The sequence below is a fragment of the Streptomyces sp. ISL-100 genome, from assembly GCF_018614615.1.
Lineage (GTDB): Bacteria > Actinomycetota > Actinomycetes > Streptomycetales > Streptomycetaceae > Streptomyces.
This window is the reverse complement of the sequence record NZ_JAGGOK010000077.1, coordinates 17,385-35,024: the sequence shown is the minus strand read 5'-3', so window position 1 is coordinate 35,024 and position 17,640 is coordinate 17,385. Positions and strand designations below refer to the sequence as shown.

Below are 17,640 nucleotides of genomic sequence, written 5' to 3'. Positions count from 1 at the left end.
CCCGGGTCGCACGTCCGGACTGCGGCGCTGCGCGCCGTGCGGAGATGCCCTGCGGGCTTTCCGGACGCCCTACGGGCGTGTCCTCGAACGCCGGACGGCTTGATATTGCGGGCTGAGCGTGGATGTCCCGCTCAGCGGAACATCCACGCTCAGCGGCACCATCCAGCCTCTCCGGCGTTCGAGGAGCGGGGTCCGGGGCGGAGCCCCACGCGCGGCGGAGCCGCAAGATGTCACAGCGGGAAGGGGCGGGGGTGGGGGTGGGGAAAAGGCCCGCCGCAGGCGTCGGCCGGCCTACACCGCTACCGCCAGCGACAGCGCGAAACGCTCCTCCTCGTCCGTCCACCACTCCCGCAGATCCAGCCCCGCACCGGCGACCTCGCGGCGTACCCCTTCCTTCCGGAACTTCGCCGAGATCTCCGTGCGTATCTCCTCGCCCGCCTCGAACGACACCGCGATGTCCAGCTCCCGGATCTTCACCGTCAGCGCCGCCCGCGCCCGCAGCCGCATTTCGATCCACTCGTGGCCGCGGTCCCACACCGCGACATGGTCGAAGTCGTCGGGATCGAAGTCCGCGCCCAGCGCGCGGTCGATGACGGACAGGACGTTCTTGTTGAACGCGGCGGTGACGCCCTGCGCGTCGTCGTACGCCGCCACCAGCGTCGCCTCCTCCTTCACGAGGTCCGTCCCGAGCAGCAGCGCGTCACCGGGGGCGAGGATCGACCGTACCGACTTCAGAAAGACCGCGCGCTCGTCCGGCAGCAGATTCCCGATCGTGCCGCCCAGGAACGCGACCAGGCGAGGACCCGGCGTTCCCGGCAGGGCCAGGCCGCGCGTGAAGTCCGCGATCAGTGCGTGTACGGACAGGGCGGGCCGCTCGTGCAGGAGCGACGACGCGGCCGCGGTCAGGGCGCTCTCGCTGACGTCCACCGGGACGTAACTGCTCAGCTCCGGCAGCAGCGCGTCCAGCAGGTGGCGGGTCTTCTCCGAGGAGCCCGAGCCGAGCTCCACCAGTGTGCGCGCCCGCGTCGCGGCCGCGATCTCGGGCGCGCGGGCGATCAGGATCTCTCGCTCCGCCCGGGTGGGGTAGTACTCGGGCAGGCGGGTGATCTCCTCGAAGAGTTCGCTGCCGCGCGCGTCGTAGAACCACTTCGGCGGCAGCACCTTCGGCGTGCGGGTCAGCCCGTGCAGTACGTCGGCGCGCAGATCGGCGTCCGTCGCGTCCTCGGGCAGGGTGCGGGTCAGCAGAAACGGGCTCACGCAGTGGGCTCCTTGAGCGGGGTCAGCAGGACATCGGTGCGGGTGGCGGCAAGGAGCGTGTGGTCCGGGACCTCGCGCCAGTGCGGATCGTCGTCGTACGGCTCGGAGGCCACGATCGTGCGACGGCCCGGCTCCGCGTGGTACCAGAGGGTGTCGCCCCAGGCGGTCGCGGCGACCGTCTCGCCGTCCGTGAGGAGGAGGTTCAGCCGCGAACCCGGCGCCGCCTCGGCCAGCTCCAGGACCGTGTCGGCGAGCGCCTGCCCCAGCTCGTCGCCGTCGCGCAACCGGTGCAGTACGAGCGCCCAGATCAGCGCCGAGTCGCATCGCGCCTCCAGGGCGAGCAGTTCCGCGGCGGGCAGCGCGCCGGCGAGCGACGCGGCCGACCCGGGCCAGCCCTTGAGCGCGCCGTTGTGGCTGAACAGCCACGGCCCGGCGGCGAACGGCGCCGCCGCCGCCTCCCCGTCCGCGCCCGCCTCCGTGGCGTCGCGGACCGCTGCGAGTACGGCTGTGGAGCGTACGACCCGGGCCAGGTCGGCGAAGGAGCCGTCGGCCCACATCGGCCCCGAGCGGCGGTAGCGGGCCGGCACCGGGTCGCCGTCGGCGTACCAGCCGACCCCGAAGCCGTCGGCGTTGACGGTCCCGTACCGCTGGAGCCGCGGCGCCCACGCCTGGCGGTACAGGCCGTGGGCGGGCTTCACCAGGAGGTCGCCGAGGGGCACAGCAGGCCCCAGGCATGCCAGATGACGGCACATCAGCTGCCACCCCCACCGCGTACGTCCCGGGTGTCCGGCGCGTCCCGTGCCGTACGGAACCCCGAGAAGATCTGACGGCGTACGGGCAGGTCCCAATTGCGGAACGTGCCACGGCAGGCCACCGCGTCGACAGCGAACGAACCGCCGCGCAGCACCTTGTGCGCACTGCCGAAGAAGACCTCGGAGTACTCCCGGTACGGGAAGGCCGCGAAGCCCGGATAGGGCAGGAAGTCGCTGGACGTCCACTCCCACACATCACCGATCAACTGACGTACGCCCAAAGGTGATTCACCGGCGGCGTACGCTCCCACCGGCGCCGGCCGCAGATGCCGCTGGCCCAGGTTGGCGCGCTCCGGGGTGGGGTCGGCGTCGCCCCACGGGTAGCGCAGGGAGCGCCCGGACGCCGGATCGTGCCGGGCCGCCTTCTCCCACTCGTCCTCCGTGGGCAGTCGCCGGCCCGCCCACCGTGCGTAGGCGTCCGCCTCGTACCAGCTCACATGCAGGACCGGCTCGTCCTCGGGAACGGGTTCCACAACCCCGAAGTGCCGGCGCAGCCACTGGCCGCCCTCGCGGCGCCAGAACAACGGGGCGCGGAGGTCGTGCTTGCGTATCTGCGCCCAGCCCTCGGCCGCCCACCATCGCTCGTCGGTGTAGCCGCCGTCCTCCATGAAGCGCAGGTACGCGCCGTTGCTCACCGGCACCGTGTCGATGAAGAACGCCGGGACGAAACGGTGATGCGCGGGCCGCTCGTTGTCGAGCGCCCACGGTTCGGTGGAAGTGCCCATGGTGAACGGGCCGCCGGGGACAAGGACTTCCTGCGGCAGATCCTTCGTCGCGGCCGTGGGGCGCGGCGGCAGGGGAGCGGTGAGAGCCGCCGGGCCTTGCCGCAGCTGATGGGTGATCAGCATGGTCTCGTCGTGCTGCTGCTCGTGCTGCGCGACCATCCCGAAGGCGAAGGCCGAGTCCAGCAGCGGGGTGCCGTACAGCGGGCTTCGTTCGAGTACGTCGAGGGCCCGGCCGCGTACATCGGCGGCGTACACCCGCGCCTCGGCGGGGGCGAGCAGCGGCAACGAGGGGCGCTCGGCGCGCGGGTGCTCGAAGGCGTCGTACACCGAGTCGATCTCGGGGCGCATCGCGTCCCGCCCGGCGACCGTCCGCAGGAGCCACAGCTCCTCCTGGTTGCCGATGTGTGCCAGGTCCCAGACCAGCGGTGACATCAACGGCGAGTGCTGGGCGGTCAGTTCGCCGTCGACCACGCAGTCGGTGAGGACGGCGGTGCGCTCGCGCGCCCGGAGCAGCGCGTCGACGGCGAGGGTGCGCAGCGATTCGGGGTCCGTGGTGCCCGTGGGGTCGCTCATGTACGGAGGTCCTTCCCGTGTCCGGGGTCGAGCAGATCGTCGGCGGGGCATCGCCCGTGTATGACGTACCGCTCGGTGAACGCGGCGACGGCGCACTGCACGGCAGTGGACGCGCCGAGGCGGGGCAGCGCGTCGAGCGCCGCTTCGAAGCAGATCTCGGCGGCCGCCCGCAGCTCGGCATCGGCCAGCCCGTACCGTGCGGCATTGATCCACAGCGGATTGCGGGGCGCCGGCAGGGAACCCGCGGTGTCCGCAAGCGGCTTGACGGTCCGGTACGCGATTTCCGACGCCGCCGGGTCGTCGAAGAGCGCGGTGGTCACGGCGAGCGGAACGATCCAGCCGTTGTCGCCCGGCTGCGCGTCGATCATGCGCAGTTCGAGGTGGCCGCGCGGCCGTACCGGCGGAAAGAGCGTGGTCAGGTGGTAGTCGAGGTCCGCGGTGGTCGGCGGTCGGGGTGCCCCGGAGCGTATCCAGGAACGGAAGGACAGCTCGTCCGGTACGTCCCACGGCTGGTCGGCCGCACCTCTCACGCACATCACGGGAGCGTCCAGCACGCGGTCCGTCCACGCACCGCGCGGCTCGGCGTCGAGGGGCGGGGCGCAGGAGCGGCCGGGGTCGATCTCCGTCCAGATGGCCTGGCGCGTGGAGCGCCAGCCGGTACGACGCCGGTGGTGGAAGGGGGAGTTGGCGAACGCAGCCGACAGTACGGCGCCGAGGAGGTGGGCGAGTAGCCAGCGCCGCCCGTAGCCGAGCGGGCCCGGTTCCTCGTTGCCCGCGTCCAGACAGACCTGGACGGACGCCGACGAGCACATCATGGCCCGGCCTGCCGGACCCGCGCGGTCGAGATACGCCTCCATCGCGTCGTAACGCGGCTCGTGCAGGAGGCGCTTCGGGGGGTGCCAGGGGTCCGTACCGATGCCGGTGAGGCCGAGGTCCCGGGAGCGCAGAACGGCGCGTACGGCGTCCAGGTCCGCGGAGACGGAGTCGATGCACTCCGTCAGGGAGGGGGCCGGTAGGGAGCTGAGTTCGAGCTGGCCGCCTGGCTCGACGGTGAGGGCCGAGAGCAGTGGCAGGGCCCGCAGAGCGGTCATGGCCGCTTCGAGGCGGGCGGGTCCGACGGGGAGTTCGGGGAGGTGGAGCTCGTGGACGAACCATTCGAGTTCGACGCCGACGGTGCTCGGTGGACCTGTCTTGAAACAGATACCGCGCAGTAATGCTTCCGCGCCGGCCTCGGTGACCGGCGCGCCTTCCTGTACGAAGTCGCCTGGGGGCATGGCCTGTTTCCTCCTGCGCGGATCGTGCCGGAGCCCGCCCCGGGACCGGGACGGGCATCGCCCTCCAGCTAAGCCACTGGCAGCGAATCGCACAAGAGTGTCCTGGGCGGCGCGAAAACTCCGTTGCGCCGGTGAGCGCCGGTCGCCGACGATCTCACCTGTGAGTGCACGACTGCGGGGAATCGCGAAAGAGACCGAAGAGATCGTCCGGGCGGGCCGGTACGCTGCCCCGGGCGGCCGCGGCGTGCCGATCGGCGAGGAACTGGCCGCGGCCCTGGCGGGGACCAGGGTGTACGGCCCCGACCCGGTCGCCGTCACGCCGGACACGGACCGTACGACGGCCTTCGAGGTCACGGGGGAGAGCAGCCTGGAGGCCGCGCGCAGGCTGGCCGGCGGGGGCCGCGCGGAATCCGGCCAGGTCGCGGTGCTCAACTTCGCCTCCGCGCGCAATCCGGGTGGTGGCTACCTGAACGGCGCACAGGCGCAGGAGGAAGCGCTGTGCCGAGGCTCGGCGCTGTACGCGACCCTGCTGCGCGCCCCGGAGTTCTACGCCCACCACCGGGCGGACCGCAGCCCGTTCTACACCGACCGGGTGATTCACTCGCCCGGCGTCCCGGTCTTCCGCGACGACCGCGGCGCGTTGCTCGCCGCGCCGTACACCGTGGGTTTCCTGACCTCGCCCGCGCCCAACGCGGGAGTGATCCGCAGCCGCGAGCCGGCGCAGGCGCACCGCATCCCCGCCGCGCTCGCGTCCCGGGCCGGGCGGGTCCTGGAGACGGCAGCGGCGTGCGGCTACCGGCGGCTGGTGCTGGGCGCGTGGGGCTGCGGCGTCTTCATGAACGAACCGGCAGTTGTAGCAGGCGCGTTCCACGAGCACCTCACCGGGAAAGGCCGCTTCTCGGGCCACTTCGACGAGGTGGTCTTCGGCGTACTGGACCGCACGCGGGGCACACCGGTCCTGGCGGCCTTCCACGCAACGTTCGCCCGGCAACTGGCGCCCAAGCCACAACCACAGCCGTAGCCCAAGCCGTAGCCCGTAGCCCGTAGCCCGGAGCCAAGCCCGAGCCGGGACGGGAGCCCAAGCCCGGGGCCCGAGCTGGAGCCGGGCAAGCCGGGGCTGGAATCCAAGCCCAAGCCCGAGCCCGAGCCCGGGGCGGGAGCCGGGGCCGGGCCCCAAGCCCGGGCGTGGGCTGGAGCCCGTGCCGAAGTCCGGGCCGGGGCTAGAGCCCGAGGCCAAGCCCAAGCCGGAGCCCAGGCCCAGGGACAAGCCCGAGCCCGAGCCCGAGCCCGAGCCCGAGCCCGAGCCCGGGGCCGGGGCCGGGGCCGGGCCCCAAGCCCGGGCGTGGGCTGGAGCCGAAGCCCGGGCGTGGGCTGGAGCCCGTGCCGAAGTCCGGGCCGAGGCTGGAGCCCGGGCCCGAGGCCAAGCTCGAGCCGGAGCCGGAGCCGGAGCCGGAGCCGGAGCCGGAGCCGGAGCCGGAGCCCAAGCCCGAGCACGAGCCCGAGCTGGAGCCCAAGCCCAGGGCCAAGCCCGAGCACGAGCCGGGGCCGGAGCCCAAGCGGGCACGGGGCACGGGGAACGGGGCGGCCCCGGGCCGTCAGGTCCAGCCGTAGCGTTCGCGCAGGCGGTGTACGACTCGGTCGAAGCGTGGGCGGTCCAGGGCGCATGCCTCGCGCCGCATCCCGGCCTCGTGCACCCGCAGGACCCGGTCGAGGTCGACCCAGGACTCGCGCCCCGCCCTGTCCCACGGACCCGAACCGATCGCCGCCCACTCGCGGTCGTGGTCGTGCCGCTTGCTGGACAGCCTTACGGCGAGCAGCGTGCCCGCCGCCTCGCGGGCGACCACGAGCACCGGGCGGTCCTTGCCCCGCCCGTCGTTCTCCTCGAAGGGCACCCAGGTCCAGACGATCTCGCCCGGGTCGGGATCGCCGTCGCGGTCCGGCGCGTACGAGGTCCGTACCGGACCGATCACACGCGGGTCGGCCTCCGCGGTCGCGGCGGGGCCGCCCTGACCGGGCAGCAGTTCGGTGATGTCGTCGGAAGAAGTCGTCACCCGGGTGAGGTTAGGGCCTGGACGGCCCAGCCCGGAGAGCGGGCCCGGTGACCGGGCCACAGGCTCGGTCCATGGCCACCAGAATCCTGAGCGTTCTCGTCGCAGCCGGACTCATAGGCAGCTCGGCGGCCGCGTCACCGCCGACGCGCCCCGCCGGACCCGTGGGCTCCGTTTCCGGCTCCGTCCCCGCGCCGGCCCCGCCCCGCAACGTCTCCGCCTGGCTCCCCTACTGGGACCAGAAAGCCGCCTACCGCGACGCCCTGCGCCACGCCGCGCAGCTGCACACCGTCAGCCCCTTCTGGTACCAGGCCTTTTCGGCCGGACAGGTCGACGGACATCCGGGCGCGGGCGAGCGCGGCATCATCGACGGGCTGCGCGCGGCCGGCATCAGCGTCGTACCGACCGTGATGGAGACGATGAAGCCCGGTGCGCTCGGCGAGATCCTCACCAGCCCCACAAGCCGTGCCACTCACATCAGCACCCTCGTCGGCATTACCAAGAGCCGCCCGTACGACGGCCTCGACATCGACTACGAGACCATCGCCGCGACCGGCGACGCCTCGTACGAACAAGTGCGCGCCGGATACGCGGCCTTCGTCACCGACCTGTGCCGTGCCCTGCACGACGCCCGCAAGAAGTGCGTCATCACGGTGTCTCCGCAGACGGCGAAGACCGGGCGTATCTGGGACTATGCCGCGATTGGCCGGGCGGCCGACCGGGTGCGGATCATGGCGTACGACCTCCACTGGAGGGCCGGGCCGCCCGGACCGCTCTCCACACCGAGCTGGTACGACGAAATCCTGCGCAATGCCACCGCCCTGATCCCGGAAGGAGGCGGAGGCACTGCGCGTCAAGAAGGGCGCCCCGTACCGGCTCGACGCGGAGTCGGGCTCGCCGACGTTCACCTATCAGGAAGGGGAGCAGACGCGAACGGTCTGGTACCAGGACGCGCGCGGGGTCGCCGCGCATCTGCCGACGGTGCGGAAGTACAACATCGCGGGCACCGGGCTGTGGGCGCTGAACTTCGAGGACCCGGGGCTGTGGCCAGTGCTGGCGGGCGGCTGAACCGGTGTACGGGCCGACCCGGCGACCCGGCGACCCGGCGACCCGGCGACCCGGCGGCCCGGCGCCCCTGCGACCTCGCCCGGTCAGCCCGTACGCGCTGGACGCGATGTCAGATCCAGCCGTCCAGCGACGTCATGAACGCGTCGAAGTCGTCCCGGTGGATGGTGTGGCCCGCGCCCTTGACCGTACGGACCTCGAAACCACGCTCCGCCAGCACGGCCGCCTTGGCCGCGTCGATGAGGAAGCTCGGGTCGGCGAGCTGCACCAGCGACGGCACGACGGGCCCGGCGGGCAGCAGATCGACGCCGGACAGCGCGGCCAGTCCGAGCGCCGACGCCTCGTCCCAGACCCGGAGTGTCTCCAGCTCGATGTCGATGTCCGCCGCGGCCCAGCGCGGATTCATCGCCGCTATCCTCTCCCGGGTTGCTGCCTTGAACTGCGCGAACATCTCAGGACCGAAGCCGTCCTCCGACGTGGCGAGGTGCCACGCCGGGTCGGAGAAGACCGCACGCTCCGGCCGCAGGCGGTCCACGGCGAGCGAGAGGGTGAGGCCGCCGAGGGAGTGGCCGATGGCCAGTTCGGCGCCCGCCGGAAGAGTCTCGACGACATCGTCGGCGAAGACCTCCGGGGTGTACTCGCCACGCGCGCTGGCGCCGTGGCCGCGCAGGTCGACGGCGATGACCTTGTAACCCTTGCCGGCGAGAGCGGGACCGACCCGCCGCCAGGTGCGGTGGTCGGCCATGATGCCGTGGATCAGGAGCGCGAGGCGGTCGCCCTCGCCCCAGGTCTGGGTGTGAAGCTGCACGGTGCTGCCCTTCTGACGGCGATGGCGATAGCGATAGCGATGGTGGTGGCGATGGTCAGCGCACGGAGCGGATCGGGCGTACGGCAAGCGCGCCCAGCACAGCGAGCGCTGCCGCGACGAGGAAGAGGGTGGTGTAGCCGCCGACGCCGACGATGAGCGAGGCGATGAAGGGGGCGACGATCTGCGGTCCCGCGTTGGCGATGTTCAGTACGCCCATGTCGCGGGCGGCGTCCTCGGCCTTCGGCAGCACCATCGTCACGAGCGCGGTGTCCACGGCCATGTAGCAGCCGAAGGCGAGGCCGTTGACGGTGGCGAAGGCGAGCATCGCGGCCCAGCTCGTCGACACCGCGGGGATGAGGAGGGCGACGGCCGACAGCGCGGCCGACGCGCCGACGAACAGCCTGCGCCGGTCGAAACGGTCCGACAGGTATCCGCCGAGCACCGTCGAGACGATCATGGCCACGCTGGTGACCGGCATCAGGACCGCCACCGCGTCCTCGGGCTTCAGCCCGGCGGGCAGGACGGTGTGGTCCTTGATGATGTAGAGGAGGAAGCCGTTCACCGCGAAGTATCCGAGGATCAGCAGTGCGCGGCCGATGAAGGCCCAGCGGAAGTCGTGCGACTTCAAGGCCCCGGCGAATGCGGCCAGTTGTTCCCGTACGGGCAGCGGCTGACGGGCCGGCATCCGCTGCTCACGGGCGCAGGAGGTGAAGAGGACCGCCGAGGCGGCGACCAGCGCGCCGAAGATGAGGTAGCCGGTGCGGTAGTCGTCCGAGAACGCGGCGCCGATCAGCGCGCCGAGGGTGCTGCCGAAGGGCAGGCCGAGGCCCACGGCGGCGGAGGCCTTGCCGCGCGCGGTCACCGGGACGCGGTCGGGGACGACGGAGGTGATGGCGGCCTGGTAGACGTTCATCACGGCCTGGCCGAGACACCAGGCGATGGTGATCAGCAGGACCGTGTGCACGCTGCCGAGCAGGAACATCGCGGGGACGGCGAGCAGACCGCCGCCGAGTATCCAGGGGTTCCGGCGCCCGGAGCGGTCGGAGAGGGCGCCGGCCACGGGGTTGAAGACGGTCGCGAAGATCGCGGAGACACCGGCCACGAGGCCGAGGTTGGCCACCTTGTTCGCCGGGTCGACGTCCTCGACCTGGAGGGCGAGGAGTACGCCGCCGACGCCGATGTACAGCGCGTACATGGTGGTGTTGCCGACAAGGAGCAGAGGCAGCAGCCCGCGTCTTGCCGCGGACGGGGCCGACGGACCGGCGACGGTCGCGTCGGTGCCGGTCCCGGGGGAGGAAGTGGCCACGGTTGCCCTCCTGGGCAGGGGTGAGCGGACGAGGGGACGCACCAGGTGGCACGTTCGTGCTTACACGTGTCAGTGCCTTGCGTGCCCACTGTTTAGCTCACCTCCTCGGCCATCCGCTAGACCTCTGCCGGGACTGTTATGACGGCGGCGTGCTCAACTCCGCCGCTGCGACGTCGGTACGTACAGCTGTGCCCGCCGAGAAGGAGACCGATCGGCGGGCACAGCTGAGTCCGGAGGCGGACGGTTACCAGGTGACGGGCAGGCGCTCGGGAATTCGCTTCATGAACCGGGTGCGCCATACGAGTTGGTCGACCGGCACAGCGAGCTGGAGGCCCGGCATCTTGTCGAGCAGTACCTCCAGCGCGATCTCGGTGTGCCGCTTCCCGAGGGCGGTGGCGGGGCAGTAGTGGGCGCCGCCGCCGAACGACAGGTGCGTGCCCGCGTTCGGCCGGTCGATGTCGACCGCGTGCGGATCGGTGAACACGTCCGGGTCGGTGTTCGCCGCCTCGACCAGGACGAGAACCAGTTCGCCCTTCTTCACCTCGACGTCGCCGAGGGTGACGTCCTCAAGGGCGAGGCGGGGCAGGCCGTCGGCAATGGACAGGTTGACGCGCAGCAGCTCGTCCACGGCCGCCGGGATCTTGCCCGGCTCCGCCCGCAACCGGTCCCACACGCCGGGGTTCTGGAGCAGGGAGAAGACCGCCATGGTGAAGAACCCCATGGTGGAGATGACCCCGGCGCCGAACATGGTGACGCCGACGGTCGCAAGCATCTCGTCGGTGAGGTGCGCGTACTCGGGGTTGCCCCGCAGGGCGGCGAGCTCGCGCATGAGGCCGCCCGTCGCCGGGTCGTCGAGCCGTTCCACCATGTACGCGATGTCACGGTCCCAGTTGAGCCGGGCCCCGGTGACCGGGCACGCGGAGTTCATGAACGCGATGTCGAGGCTGGCGGCGAGGCGGGGTGCGTCGGCTTGCGGTATGCCGAGGATGCGGCAGTGGAGGTTCTCGGCGTAGGGGTTGGCGAACCGGCCGCGCAGGTCGGCCGGCGGGCCGTAGTCCAGGAGGTCGTCGACCAGGGCGGTGGCGTGGTCGCGCATCCATTCCGTGAGGCCGTCGGTCTTGGGGTTGATGGCCTTGAGGACCGCTTTACGCAGGCCCGCACCGGTGATGTTGCCCATGTTGTTGACGACTTCGGGGGGGATGGTGAGCGCGTACTGGCGGGGCACGCCGGGGGCGGAGGTGTCTTTGAGGCTGAACCGGGGATCTTCGAGAACCTGCTTGCACAGGGTGTACGAGGAGACGAGCCACGCCGGGTCACCCGCGATGGTGCGCACCCGCTTGACCGGCTCGCCTCGCAGTCGCTCCACCTCCGGGGGGAGCTGGTCGCCGCGAGGGGAGAACGGGAAGTCGAGGAGAGTGTCAGTGCTCATGGTCGTGTCCTTCGGCGGGGGTGACGATGGCGTGTCCCTGGTTGCGGGACGCGCGCAGCCCTGAGCCGCGCGAGTACAGCAGTTCGGCCATCGGCAGAAGCTGGTGGTAGCAGTTCAGGGACGACGGCACGCCGAGGATGGCGGGGGTGTCGAGGAACAACGGTGCTTCCGCGCAGATGTACTTGAGACACACCGCGCGTTGCTGCTCGGTGGCGGTCTTGCCGTTGAGCACCTTCGAGGACAGGAAGCTGTCGACGAGGGCGGTGCAGGTGGCGTGGAATTCGGCGTCAGTGGCCAGCAGGTCGTTCAGGCTCTTGTGGATGTGCTGGTACGTGGGGATGTCCAGGAGCGCGGACATCGGCCGGCCGCGGAGCCGGTCGCCGTGGGGATCGATCTCGGCGGCGGCGTTGGTGACCTTGGCCCGTACGCCGCGGAGATTCTTGACGGCTTTGCGGCGGGCTTCGTCGGCGGGATAGCCGAGGGCCTCGTACATGTCAGCTATGTGGAGGTCTGTGTATATGAGGTCAACCTGTCGGAAGTTGTCCAGTCCCCAGCGCGCCAGGTCGGTGACGCGCCTGGCTGAGAAGTAGCTGTTTCCCGGAGATATTCCTATGACGGCGTGGTCGCCCTCGTCGCAAATGACTTGGCAATGCGGGGTGTAGGGCTGGGCAGTGAATGCAACAGTCGGTGTGGTCACGTAGGTGATGCACCCTTTGGCGCCGCGAGTCCCGGTGGGGCCCTGTGCCCCTGGTGTGGCGGCGCGACATGAAGTTACCGGCGATCTTCATAGAGTCACGATGACGGTCGCTATATGGCCGAAAATAGTTGATCAGAGGCGCAAAACCGACTGCCGATCCGCTCGAAATGGTTGAACTCCTGACAAGTTACGGCGCGGAACTCGCCACCTGCCCCTCGTGGTGGTCTGGCCGGAACTGTGCGCTGCTGACAGATGACACGTGCCATGAAGCGGTGAGTGTTGCGCGGTACTCATTTCCGGCCATCCGCCAGACCCTGCTCCATGCCGATCTGGAAAGATGCCGAACGCGATGAGCCAGACACCGAAGCAGTCCGCCGATAGCCCCGTCCCGACCAGCACCGATGTCGCGCGCCTGGCCGGAGTCTCGCGCGCCACGGTCTCGTACGTACTCAACAACACCTCGGCGGTGCGGATCAGCGAACCGACCCGCCGCCGGGTGCGCGAGGCCGCCGAGGAGCTGGGTTACGTCCCGCACGCGGCCGCGCGAAGCCTGCGGGCCGGGCACAGCCGCATCGTGCTGCTTCCGACGGCGCACATTCCCGTCGGCCCTCTCTACGGCCGGTTTCTGAACGAAGTCCAGTGGGCCCTGCGGGCGCTGGACTACACGGTCGTGCAGTACGGCAGCCTGGGGCTCGGCGCCGACGAGGCGGCCCGGGCGTGGGCGGAACTGCGACCGGTCGCGGTCCTGTCCCTCGGTGAGATCGCGCTCAGTCCGCACGGTGTGCAGGTGCTGAAGCGCTCCGGCGCCAAGGCCGTAATCACGCTCGGCCCGCAACGGGTGGAGGGCGCGCACGCCCTGGTCATGGACCAGCGGGCGATCGGCGCCGCGGCGGCGGCGCACCTGCTGGAGCGGGGCCGGCGGGCGATCGGTGTTGTGGTCCCCGCCGAGGAGGGGCTGGACATGTTCTCCCGGCCGCGACTCGCGGGTGTGCGCAAGGCGGTGGCGGCGGCCGGTGCCCAGGTCGAGCCGTTGCCGATGGCGTACGACGAGGAATCCGCCGCGGCGCTCGCCAGGCGCTGGCGCGAGCTCGGTCTCGACGCGGTCTACGCGTACAACGACGAGTACGCGCAGCTGCTGATGCGGGCGCTTCAGGACGCGGGGGTCGACGTACCGGGGGAGTGCGCGGTGGTCGGCGCGGACGACTTGCTGCTGGGGAAGCTGCTGCGGCCGCGGCTGAGTACGGTGCACATTGAGCTGCCGACGGGGCGGGAGATAGCGGAGCTGGTGGACCGGGCGGTTCGCGACCCGGACGGCGAGGTGGAACGCCACGACCTGATGGCGGCGCGCACAGTCCCGCGAGAGTCCAGCTGATCACTGTCCAGCCCCTCCGGCATCTGAGGAGCGGGGTCTGGGGCGGAGCCCCGGTTCACGCCACCCGCAGGACGCCCACCCGCGTCACGCCACCCGCAGGACGCCCACCCGCGTCACGCCACCTGCAGGACGCCCACCTGCGTCACACCGGCCGGGGTCGCCCCGCCGTGCCCAGCGCCCGCAGGTCCGCCTCGATCAGCGTCGCCGCCTCTCGCAGCGCCGGCAACAGCGCCGCCCGCATCTCACCCGGCGTACCGTCCCCCGCATGCCGGGCCACATTCACCGCCGCCACCACACGCCCGTGCGCGCCCCGCACCGGCACGGCCAGTGAGCGCAACCCCACCTCCAACTCCTCGTCCACCAGGGCGCATTCGTCCGACGCGGCCCGCTCAATGATCTTCTCGAGCTCGACCGGCGAGGTCACCGTACGCCGGGTCAGCGCCGGCAGTACCTCCGGCAGCGGCGGCCGCTCCTCCCGCGCCAGGCCTGCCAGCAGCACCCGGCCCATCGACGTCGCGTACGCCGGAAAACGCGTACCCACCGTGATGTTGACGCTCATGATGCGCACTGTGGGAACACGCGCCACGTACCGGATGTCGGCGCCGTCGAGTACCGCCAGCGACGCCGACTCGTGCACGCGCCGTACCAGCGCCGCCAGATGAGGCTGGGCGATCTCCGCGAGCCCCAGCTCGGACAGCCGCGCGCAGCCCAGTTCGAGCACGCGAGGCAGCAGCCGCCACACGCGCCCCTCCGCTGCCACGTACCCCAGCTGCTCCAGCGTCAGCAGCGAGCGCCGCGCCGTAGCCCTGGCCAGCCCGGTCGCCTCGGCGACCGCCGTCAGCGCCATCCCGTCACCCCGGTCGGCGCCGAGCGAGCCGAGGACGGCGAGCCCCCGCGCCAGGGACTGCAGAAAGCCCGGCCCGAGCTCGCGCTTGGCCTCCAGCGAGGTGTCCCGTACGGGCGCGGCCTGCGGCGCGGGGCGTGGCGCCGCCAGTGATGCCTCCAACTCGCCCCGTACCGCGTGCAGTCGGGGCAGTACGGACTCCCGCAGTGACCCGACAGTGTGCCGACTGGTGTGGCTCACCACGCTCACCGCACACACCACCCGCCCCGCCCCGTCGCGCACGGGCACGGCAACCGCCACCAGCCCCGGCTCGATCAGCTGGTCGTCGCCCGCCCAGCCGTCCACGCCCGCCCGCGCCGCCCGCCGCTCGAAGCCATCCGCATCCAGCGGCCTGCCCAGCGGCGGCACCGCCGCGAACCCCGCGTCCAGCGGATCGGCGTCCCGCCGCCCACGCCACGCCCGCCACGCCTCCCCGTCCCACTCCGCCGCGAACAGCGCCCCGGGCGCGCACCGCTCGGCGGGCAGCAGATCACCGATGCGGAAGGCCGGCGACATGGTGCGCTGCCGCGTCGTCTGGAGTACGAACCGCACCCCCGCCACCCCGTCGTCCGGCACCGCCACCGACACCGATTCGTCGAACTCGTCCGCGAGCCGCTCCGCCGCCGGCCCGAGCGCCGCCGGAATCCCGCAGGCCGTCAGGTACGCGCCGGACAGTCCCATCAGCCGGGGCGCGAGCGCCACCTCCCGCCCGTCGCTGCGCGCGAGGCCGAGCCGGTCGAGGGTGCACACCACCCGGTCGACCGTGGAGCGGGCCAGGCCGGTCGACCGTACGAGATCGCTGTGCCGAACCCGGTCTTGTCCGCCGGGAGCGGACAGGGCCCGAATCACGGTGAGCCCGCGCTCCAGTGGCCCGACAGATTCGGCGCTCGACATGGCATTCCTCCTGGCAGGCCGTTGACAGCGGACAGCGCTCGGCAGAGACTCGGGGCGAGATCAGATATGAACGATAGTTCATTGCGCGAACACTGAAAACTCTACGACTGCGGGAGAGACCCGATGAGCATCCGCGACGTCTACATCGTCGACGCCGTCCGCACCCCGATCGGCAAGTTCGGGGGTGCCCTCTCCTCCGTACGCCCCGACGACCTCGCCGCCCACGTCGTCAAGTCGCTCGTCGCCCGTACGCCCGACCTCGACCCCGCCAGGATCGACGACGTCTACTTCGGCGACGCCAACGGAGCCGGCGAGGACAACAGGGACGTCGCCCGGATGGCCGTGCTGCTCGCCGGACTCCCCGTTTCCGTCCCCGGTGTCACCGTCAACCGCCTCTGCGGCTCCGGCCTGGAGGCCGTCATCCAGGCGGCCCGCGCCGTAGCCCTCGGTGACGCGTCCGTCGCCATCGCCGGCGGCGTGGAGTCGATGTCCCGCGCCCCCTGGGTGCTCCAGAAGCCCGAGCGCGCCTTCCCCGCCGGCCACCAGGAGCTGCACTCGACCACGCTCGGCTGGCGCATGACCAACCCGCGCATGCCCGACGAGTGGACCGTCCCCCTCGGCGAGGGCGCGGAGCTCATCGCCGACAAGCACGGCATCACCCGCGAGCAGCAGGACGCCTTCGCGCTCGCGAGCCACCAAAAGGCAGCGAAGGCCTGGTCGGACGGCCTGTATGCCGCCGAGGTCGTCCCGTACGACGGCGTGGATCTCACCCGCGACGAGTGCATCCGTGAGGGCTCGACCATGGCGGCCCTGGCCAAACTGAAGCCCGTCTTCCGCGAGAGCGGCAGCGTCACGGCCGGCAATGCCTCGCCGCTCAACGACGGCGCCGCCGCGCTCCTGATCGTCGACGAGGAAGGCCTGCGCGCCACCGGCCGCGAGCCGCTCGCCCGTATCCGCACCTCCGCCGTAACCGGCATCGAGCCGCAGCTGTTCGGCCTCGGCCCGGTCGAGGCGGTCCAGCGGGCGCTCGCCAAGGCAGGCAAGTCCTTCGCCGACCTCACCACCTTCGAGCTCAACGAGGCCTTCGCCGCCCAGTCGCTCGGCTGCCTCGCCGAGTGGCCGGATCTCGACCCCGCCGTCGTGAACCCGCGCGGTGGCGCCATCGCCATCGGCCACCCGCTCGGTGCCTCGGGCGCCCGCCTCGCCGGATCCGTCGCCCACCAGCTCGCCGCCGCGGGCTCGGGCACGGGCCTCGCCGCCCTGTGCATCGGCGTCGGCCAGGGCCTCGCGCTCGTACTGGAGCGCTGACCGCATGCGTACAACCGTAGGGATCATCGGGGCGGGTCCCGCCGGCCTTCTCCTCGCGCGCCTCCTCCACAACGCAGGCATCGACTGCGTCGTCCTGGAGAACAGGACCCGCGCGTACGTCGAACAGCGCCAGCGCGCCGGAATCCTCGAACAGGGCACAGTCGACGCACTGCGCGCCTGCGGGGCGGGCGCCCGCATGGACGCCGAAGGACTCGTGCATCACGGCATCGAGCTCCGCTTCGACCGCCAGAGCCACCGCATCGACTTCCCGGAGCTCACCGGCGGACGCTCCGTCATGGTCTACGCGCAGACGGAGGTCGTGAAGGACCTCGTCGCCCTCCAACTCACCGAAGGCCCGCCCCTGTTCTTTGAGGCACAGGCCCTCGCCATCGAGAAGCCCGAATCAGAACACCCAATGGTCCGCTTCACCCACGAAGGCCGCGAACAGACCCTCGACTGCGATTACGTCGTCGGCTGCGACGGCTTCCACGGCATCGCGCGCGCCGCGATCCCTACCGGCATCCGCCGCACGTACGAGCGCACGTACCCCTACTCCTGGCTGGGCATCCTCGCCGATGTCCCCCCGTCCTGCGATGAGTTGATCTACGCACGCGGCGAGGAAGGCTTCGCCCTCCACAGCATGCGCTCGCCCACCGTCTCGCGCCTCTACCTCCAGGTCCCGAACGGCACCGACCCCGCCAACTGGTCCGACGACCGCATCTGGGACGAACTCGACCGCCGCTTCGCCATCGACGAAGGCGACTGGAGGCTGGCCCGCGGCCCGATCACCTCCAAGTCGGTGACTCCGATGCGCAGTTACGTCACAGAGCCGATGCGGTACGGACGGGTCTTCCTGGCCGGGGACGCGGCGCACATCGTCCCTCCCACCGGAGCCAAGGGCCTCAACCTGGCGGTCTCCGACGTACGGATCCTGGCCCGCGCCTTCGAGCACCACCACCGCACCGGATCGGACGAACTCCTCACCTGCTACTCGGACTTGTGTCTGCGACGCGTGTGGCAAGCCACCCGTTTCTCGTACGACATGACTACGATGTTGCACAGTCAACCAAGCGAAAGCGCGTTCGACGGCCGAGTGCATCTCGCAAGGCTGCACCGTCTCGCGTCCTCCCGGCCCGCCGCCGCCGAACTGGCCGGGAACTACACAGGACTTCCTCTCTGACTGGAGATC

At 71.4% G+C, this 17,640-nt stretch carries 16 protein-coding genes and 1 pseudogene; 6 read left to right on the top strand and 11 right to left on the bottom strand.

Going from position 1 to position 17,640, the window contains the following annotated elements; genetic code table 11:
* Window positions 1-291: 291 nt before the first annotated feature.
* The 4 genes from egtD to egtA are packed head-to-tail and all read right to left on the bottom strand — an operon-like array spanning window position 292 to window position 4,641.
* Window positions 292-1,257 carry an L-histidine N(alpha)-methyltransferase gene (egtD, locus tag J7E89_RS32330; RefSeq protein WP_214978555.1) on the bottom strand — a complete coding sequence of 322 codons (966 nt, stop codon included), beginning with the start codon at window positions 1,255-1,257 and terminating at the stop codon, window positions 292-294.
* Window positions 1,254-2,009: an ergothioneine biosynthesis protein EgtC gene (gene egtC, locus J7E89_RS32325; RefSeq protein ID WP_214978553.1), complete on the bottom strand. Its 756-nt coding sequence runs from the start codon at window positions 2,007-2,009 to the stop codon at window positions 1,254-1,256. The genes egtD and egtC overlap by 4 nt, the downstream gene beginning before the upstream one ends.
* Window positions 2,009-3,367, bottom strand: a complete 1,359-nt coding sequence (gene egtB, locus J7E89_RS32320; RefSeq protein ID WP_214978551.1) for an ergothioneine biosynthesis protein EgtB — start codon at window positions 3,365-3,367, stop codon at window positions 2,009-2,011. The genes egtC and egtB overlap by 1 nt, the downstream gene beginning before the upstream one ends.
* Complete coding sequence (gene egtA / locus J7E89_RS32315) at window positions 3,364-4,641, bottom strand: ergothioneine biosynthesis glutamate--cysteine ligase EgtA (RefSeq protein ID WP_214978549.1); 1,278 nt, start codon at window positions 4,639-4,641, stop codon at window positions 3,364-3,366. Before egtA ends, egtB begins: the two co-directional genes overlap by 4 nt.
* A gap of 160 nt (window positions 4,642-4,801) precedes the next feature.
* Between egtA and J7E89_RS32310 the strand changes: the two genes are divergently transcribed.
* Together J7E89_RS32310 and J7E89_RS32305 are read left to right on the top strand one after the other, a co-directional pair.
* The gene (locus J7E89_RS32310) at window positions 4,802-5,662 is read left to right on the top strand and encodes a TIGR02452 family protein (RefSeq protein WP_214978547.1); all 861 of its coding nucleotides are present in this window, start codon (window positions 4,802-4,804) and stop codon (window positions 5,660-5,662) included.
* A gap of 359 nt (window positions 5,663-6,021) precedes the next feature.
* On the top strand, window positions 6,022-6,252 hold the full coding sequence (locus J7E89_RS32305; protein WP_214978545.1) for a hypothetical protein: 231 nt from the start codon (window positions 6,022-6,024) through the stop codon (window positions 6,250-6,252).
* Here the strand turns inward: J7E89_RS32305 and J7E89_RS32300 are convergent.
* A complete protein-coding gene (locus J7E89_RS32300; RefSeq protein ID WP_214978543.1) occupies window positions 6,237-6,692 on the bottom strand; it encodes a type II toxin-antitoxin system PemK/MazF family toxin in 456 nt (151 codons plus the stop codon). The genes J7E89_RS32305 and J7E89_RS32300 overlap by 16 nt on opposite strands.
* 247 nt (window positions 6,693-6,939) lie before the next feature.
* Entirely contained in the window at window positions 6,940-7,161 is a 222-nt protein-coding gene (locus tag J7E89_RS41335; protein ID WP_251061389.1) for a hypothetical protein, read from the bottom strand.
* Between J7E89_RS41335 and J7E89_RS41330 the strand changes: the two are divergent.
* Window positions 7,100-7,411, top strand: a pseudogene (locus J7E89_RS41330) (glycosyl hydrolase family 18 protein); the annotation flags it as partial. The gene J7E89_RS41335 and the pseudogene J7E89_RS41330 overlap by 62 nt on opposite strands.
* A 455-nt stretch (window positions 7,412-7,866) precedes the next feature.
* On the opposite strand, the gene J7E89_RS32290 reads toward J7E89_RS41330, so the two are convergent.
* From J7E89_RS32290 to J7E89_RS32275, 4 genes are all read right to left on the bottom strand, one after another.
* Complete coding sequence (locus J7E89_RS32290) at window positions 7,867-8,562, bottom strand: alpha/beta fold hydrolase (RefSeq protein ID WP_214978541.1); 696 nt, start codon at window positions 8,560-8,562, stop codon at window positions 7,867-7,869.
* Window positions 8,563-8,617: 55 nt separating this feature from the next.
* A complete protein-coding gene (locus tag J7E89_RS32285; protein WP_214978539.1) occupies window positions 8,618-9,868 on the bottom strand; it encodes an MFS transporter in 1,251 nt (416 codons plus the stop codon).
* 244 nt (window positions 9,869-10,112) lie between these two features.
* Complete coding sequence (locus tag J7E89_RS32280; protein ID WP_214978537.1) at window positions 10,113-11,297, bottom strand: cytochrome P450; 1,185 nt, start codon at window positions 11,295-11,297, stop codon at window positions 10,113-10,115.
* Entirely contained in the window at window positions 11,287-11,994 is a 708-nt protein-coding gene (locus J7E89_RS32275; RefSeq protein ID WP_308315673.1) for a tRNA-dependent cyclodipeptide synthase, read from the bottom strand. Before J7E89_RS32275 ends, J7E89_RS32280 begins: the two co-directional genes overlap by 11 nt.
* Window positions 11,995-12,343: 349 nt before the next feature.
* Here J7E89_RS32275 and J7E89_RS32270 point away from each other — a divergent pair, with 349 nt between their 5' ends.
* Window positions 12,344-13,366 carry a LacI family DNA-binding transcriptional regulator gene (locus J7E89_RS32270; RefSeq protein WP_214978534.1) on the top strand — a complete coding sequence of 341 codons (1,023 nt, stop codon included), beginning with the start codon at window positions 12,344-12,346 and terminating at the stop codon, window positions 13,364-13,366.
* Between the two features lie 142 nt (window positions 13,367-13,508).
* On the opposite strand, the gene J7E89_RS32265 is transcribed toward J7E89_RS32270, so the two are convergent.
* On the bottom strand, window positions 13,509-15,143 hold the full coding sequence (locus J7E89_RS32265) for an IclR family transcriptional regulator C-terminal domain-containing protein (protein WP_214978532.1): 1,635 nt from the start codon (window positions 15,141-15,143) through the stop codon (window positions 13,509-13,511).
* A 123-nt stretch (window positions 15,144-15,266) separates the two neighbouring features.
* Between J7E89_RS32265 and J7E89_RS32260 the strand changes: the two genes are divergently transcribed.
* Window positions 15,267-16,451, top strand: a complete 1,185-nt coding sequence (locus J7E89_RS32260; RefSeq protein WP_214978530.1) for a thiolase family protein — start codon at window positions 15,267-15,269, stop codon at window positions 16,449-16,451.
* Window positions 16,452-16,455: 4 nt separating this feature from the next.
* Entirely contained in the window at window positions 16,456-17,631 is a 1,176-nt protein-coding gene (locus tag J7E89_RS32255; protein ID WP_214978528.1) for a 4-hydroxybenzoate 3-monooxygenase, read from the top strand.
* Window positions 17,632-17,640: the final 9 nt, after the last annotated feature.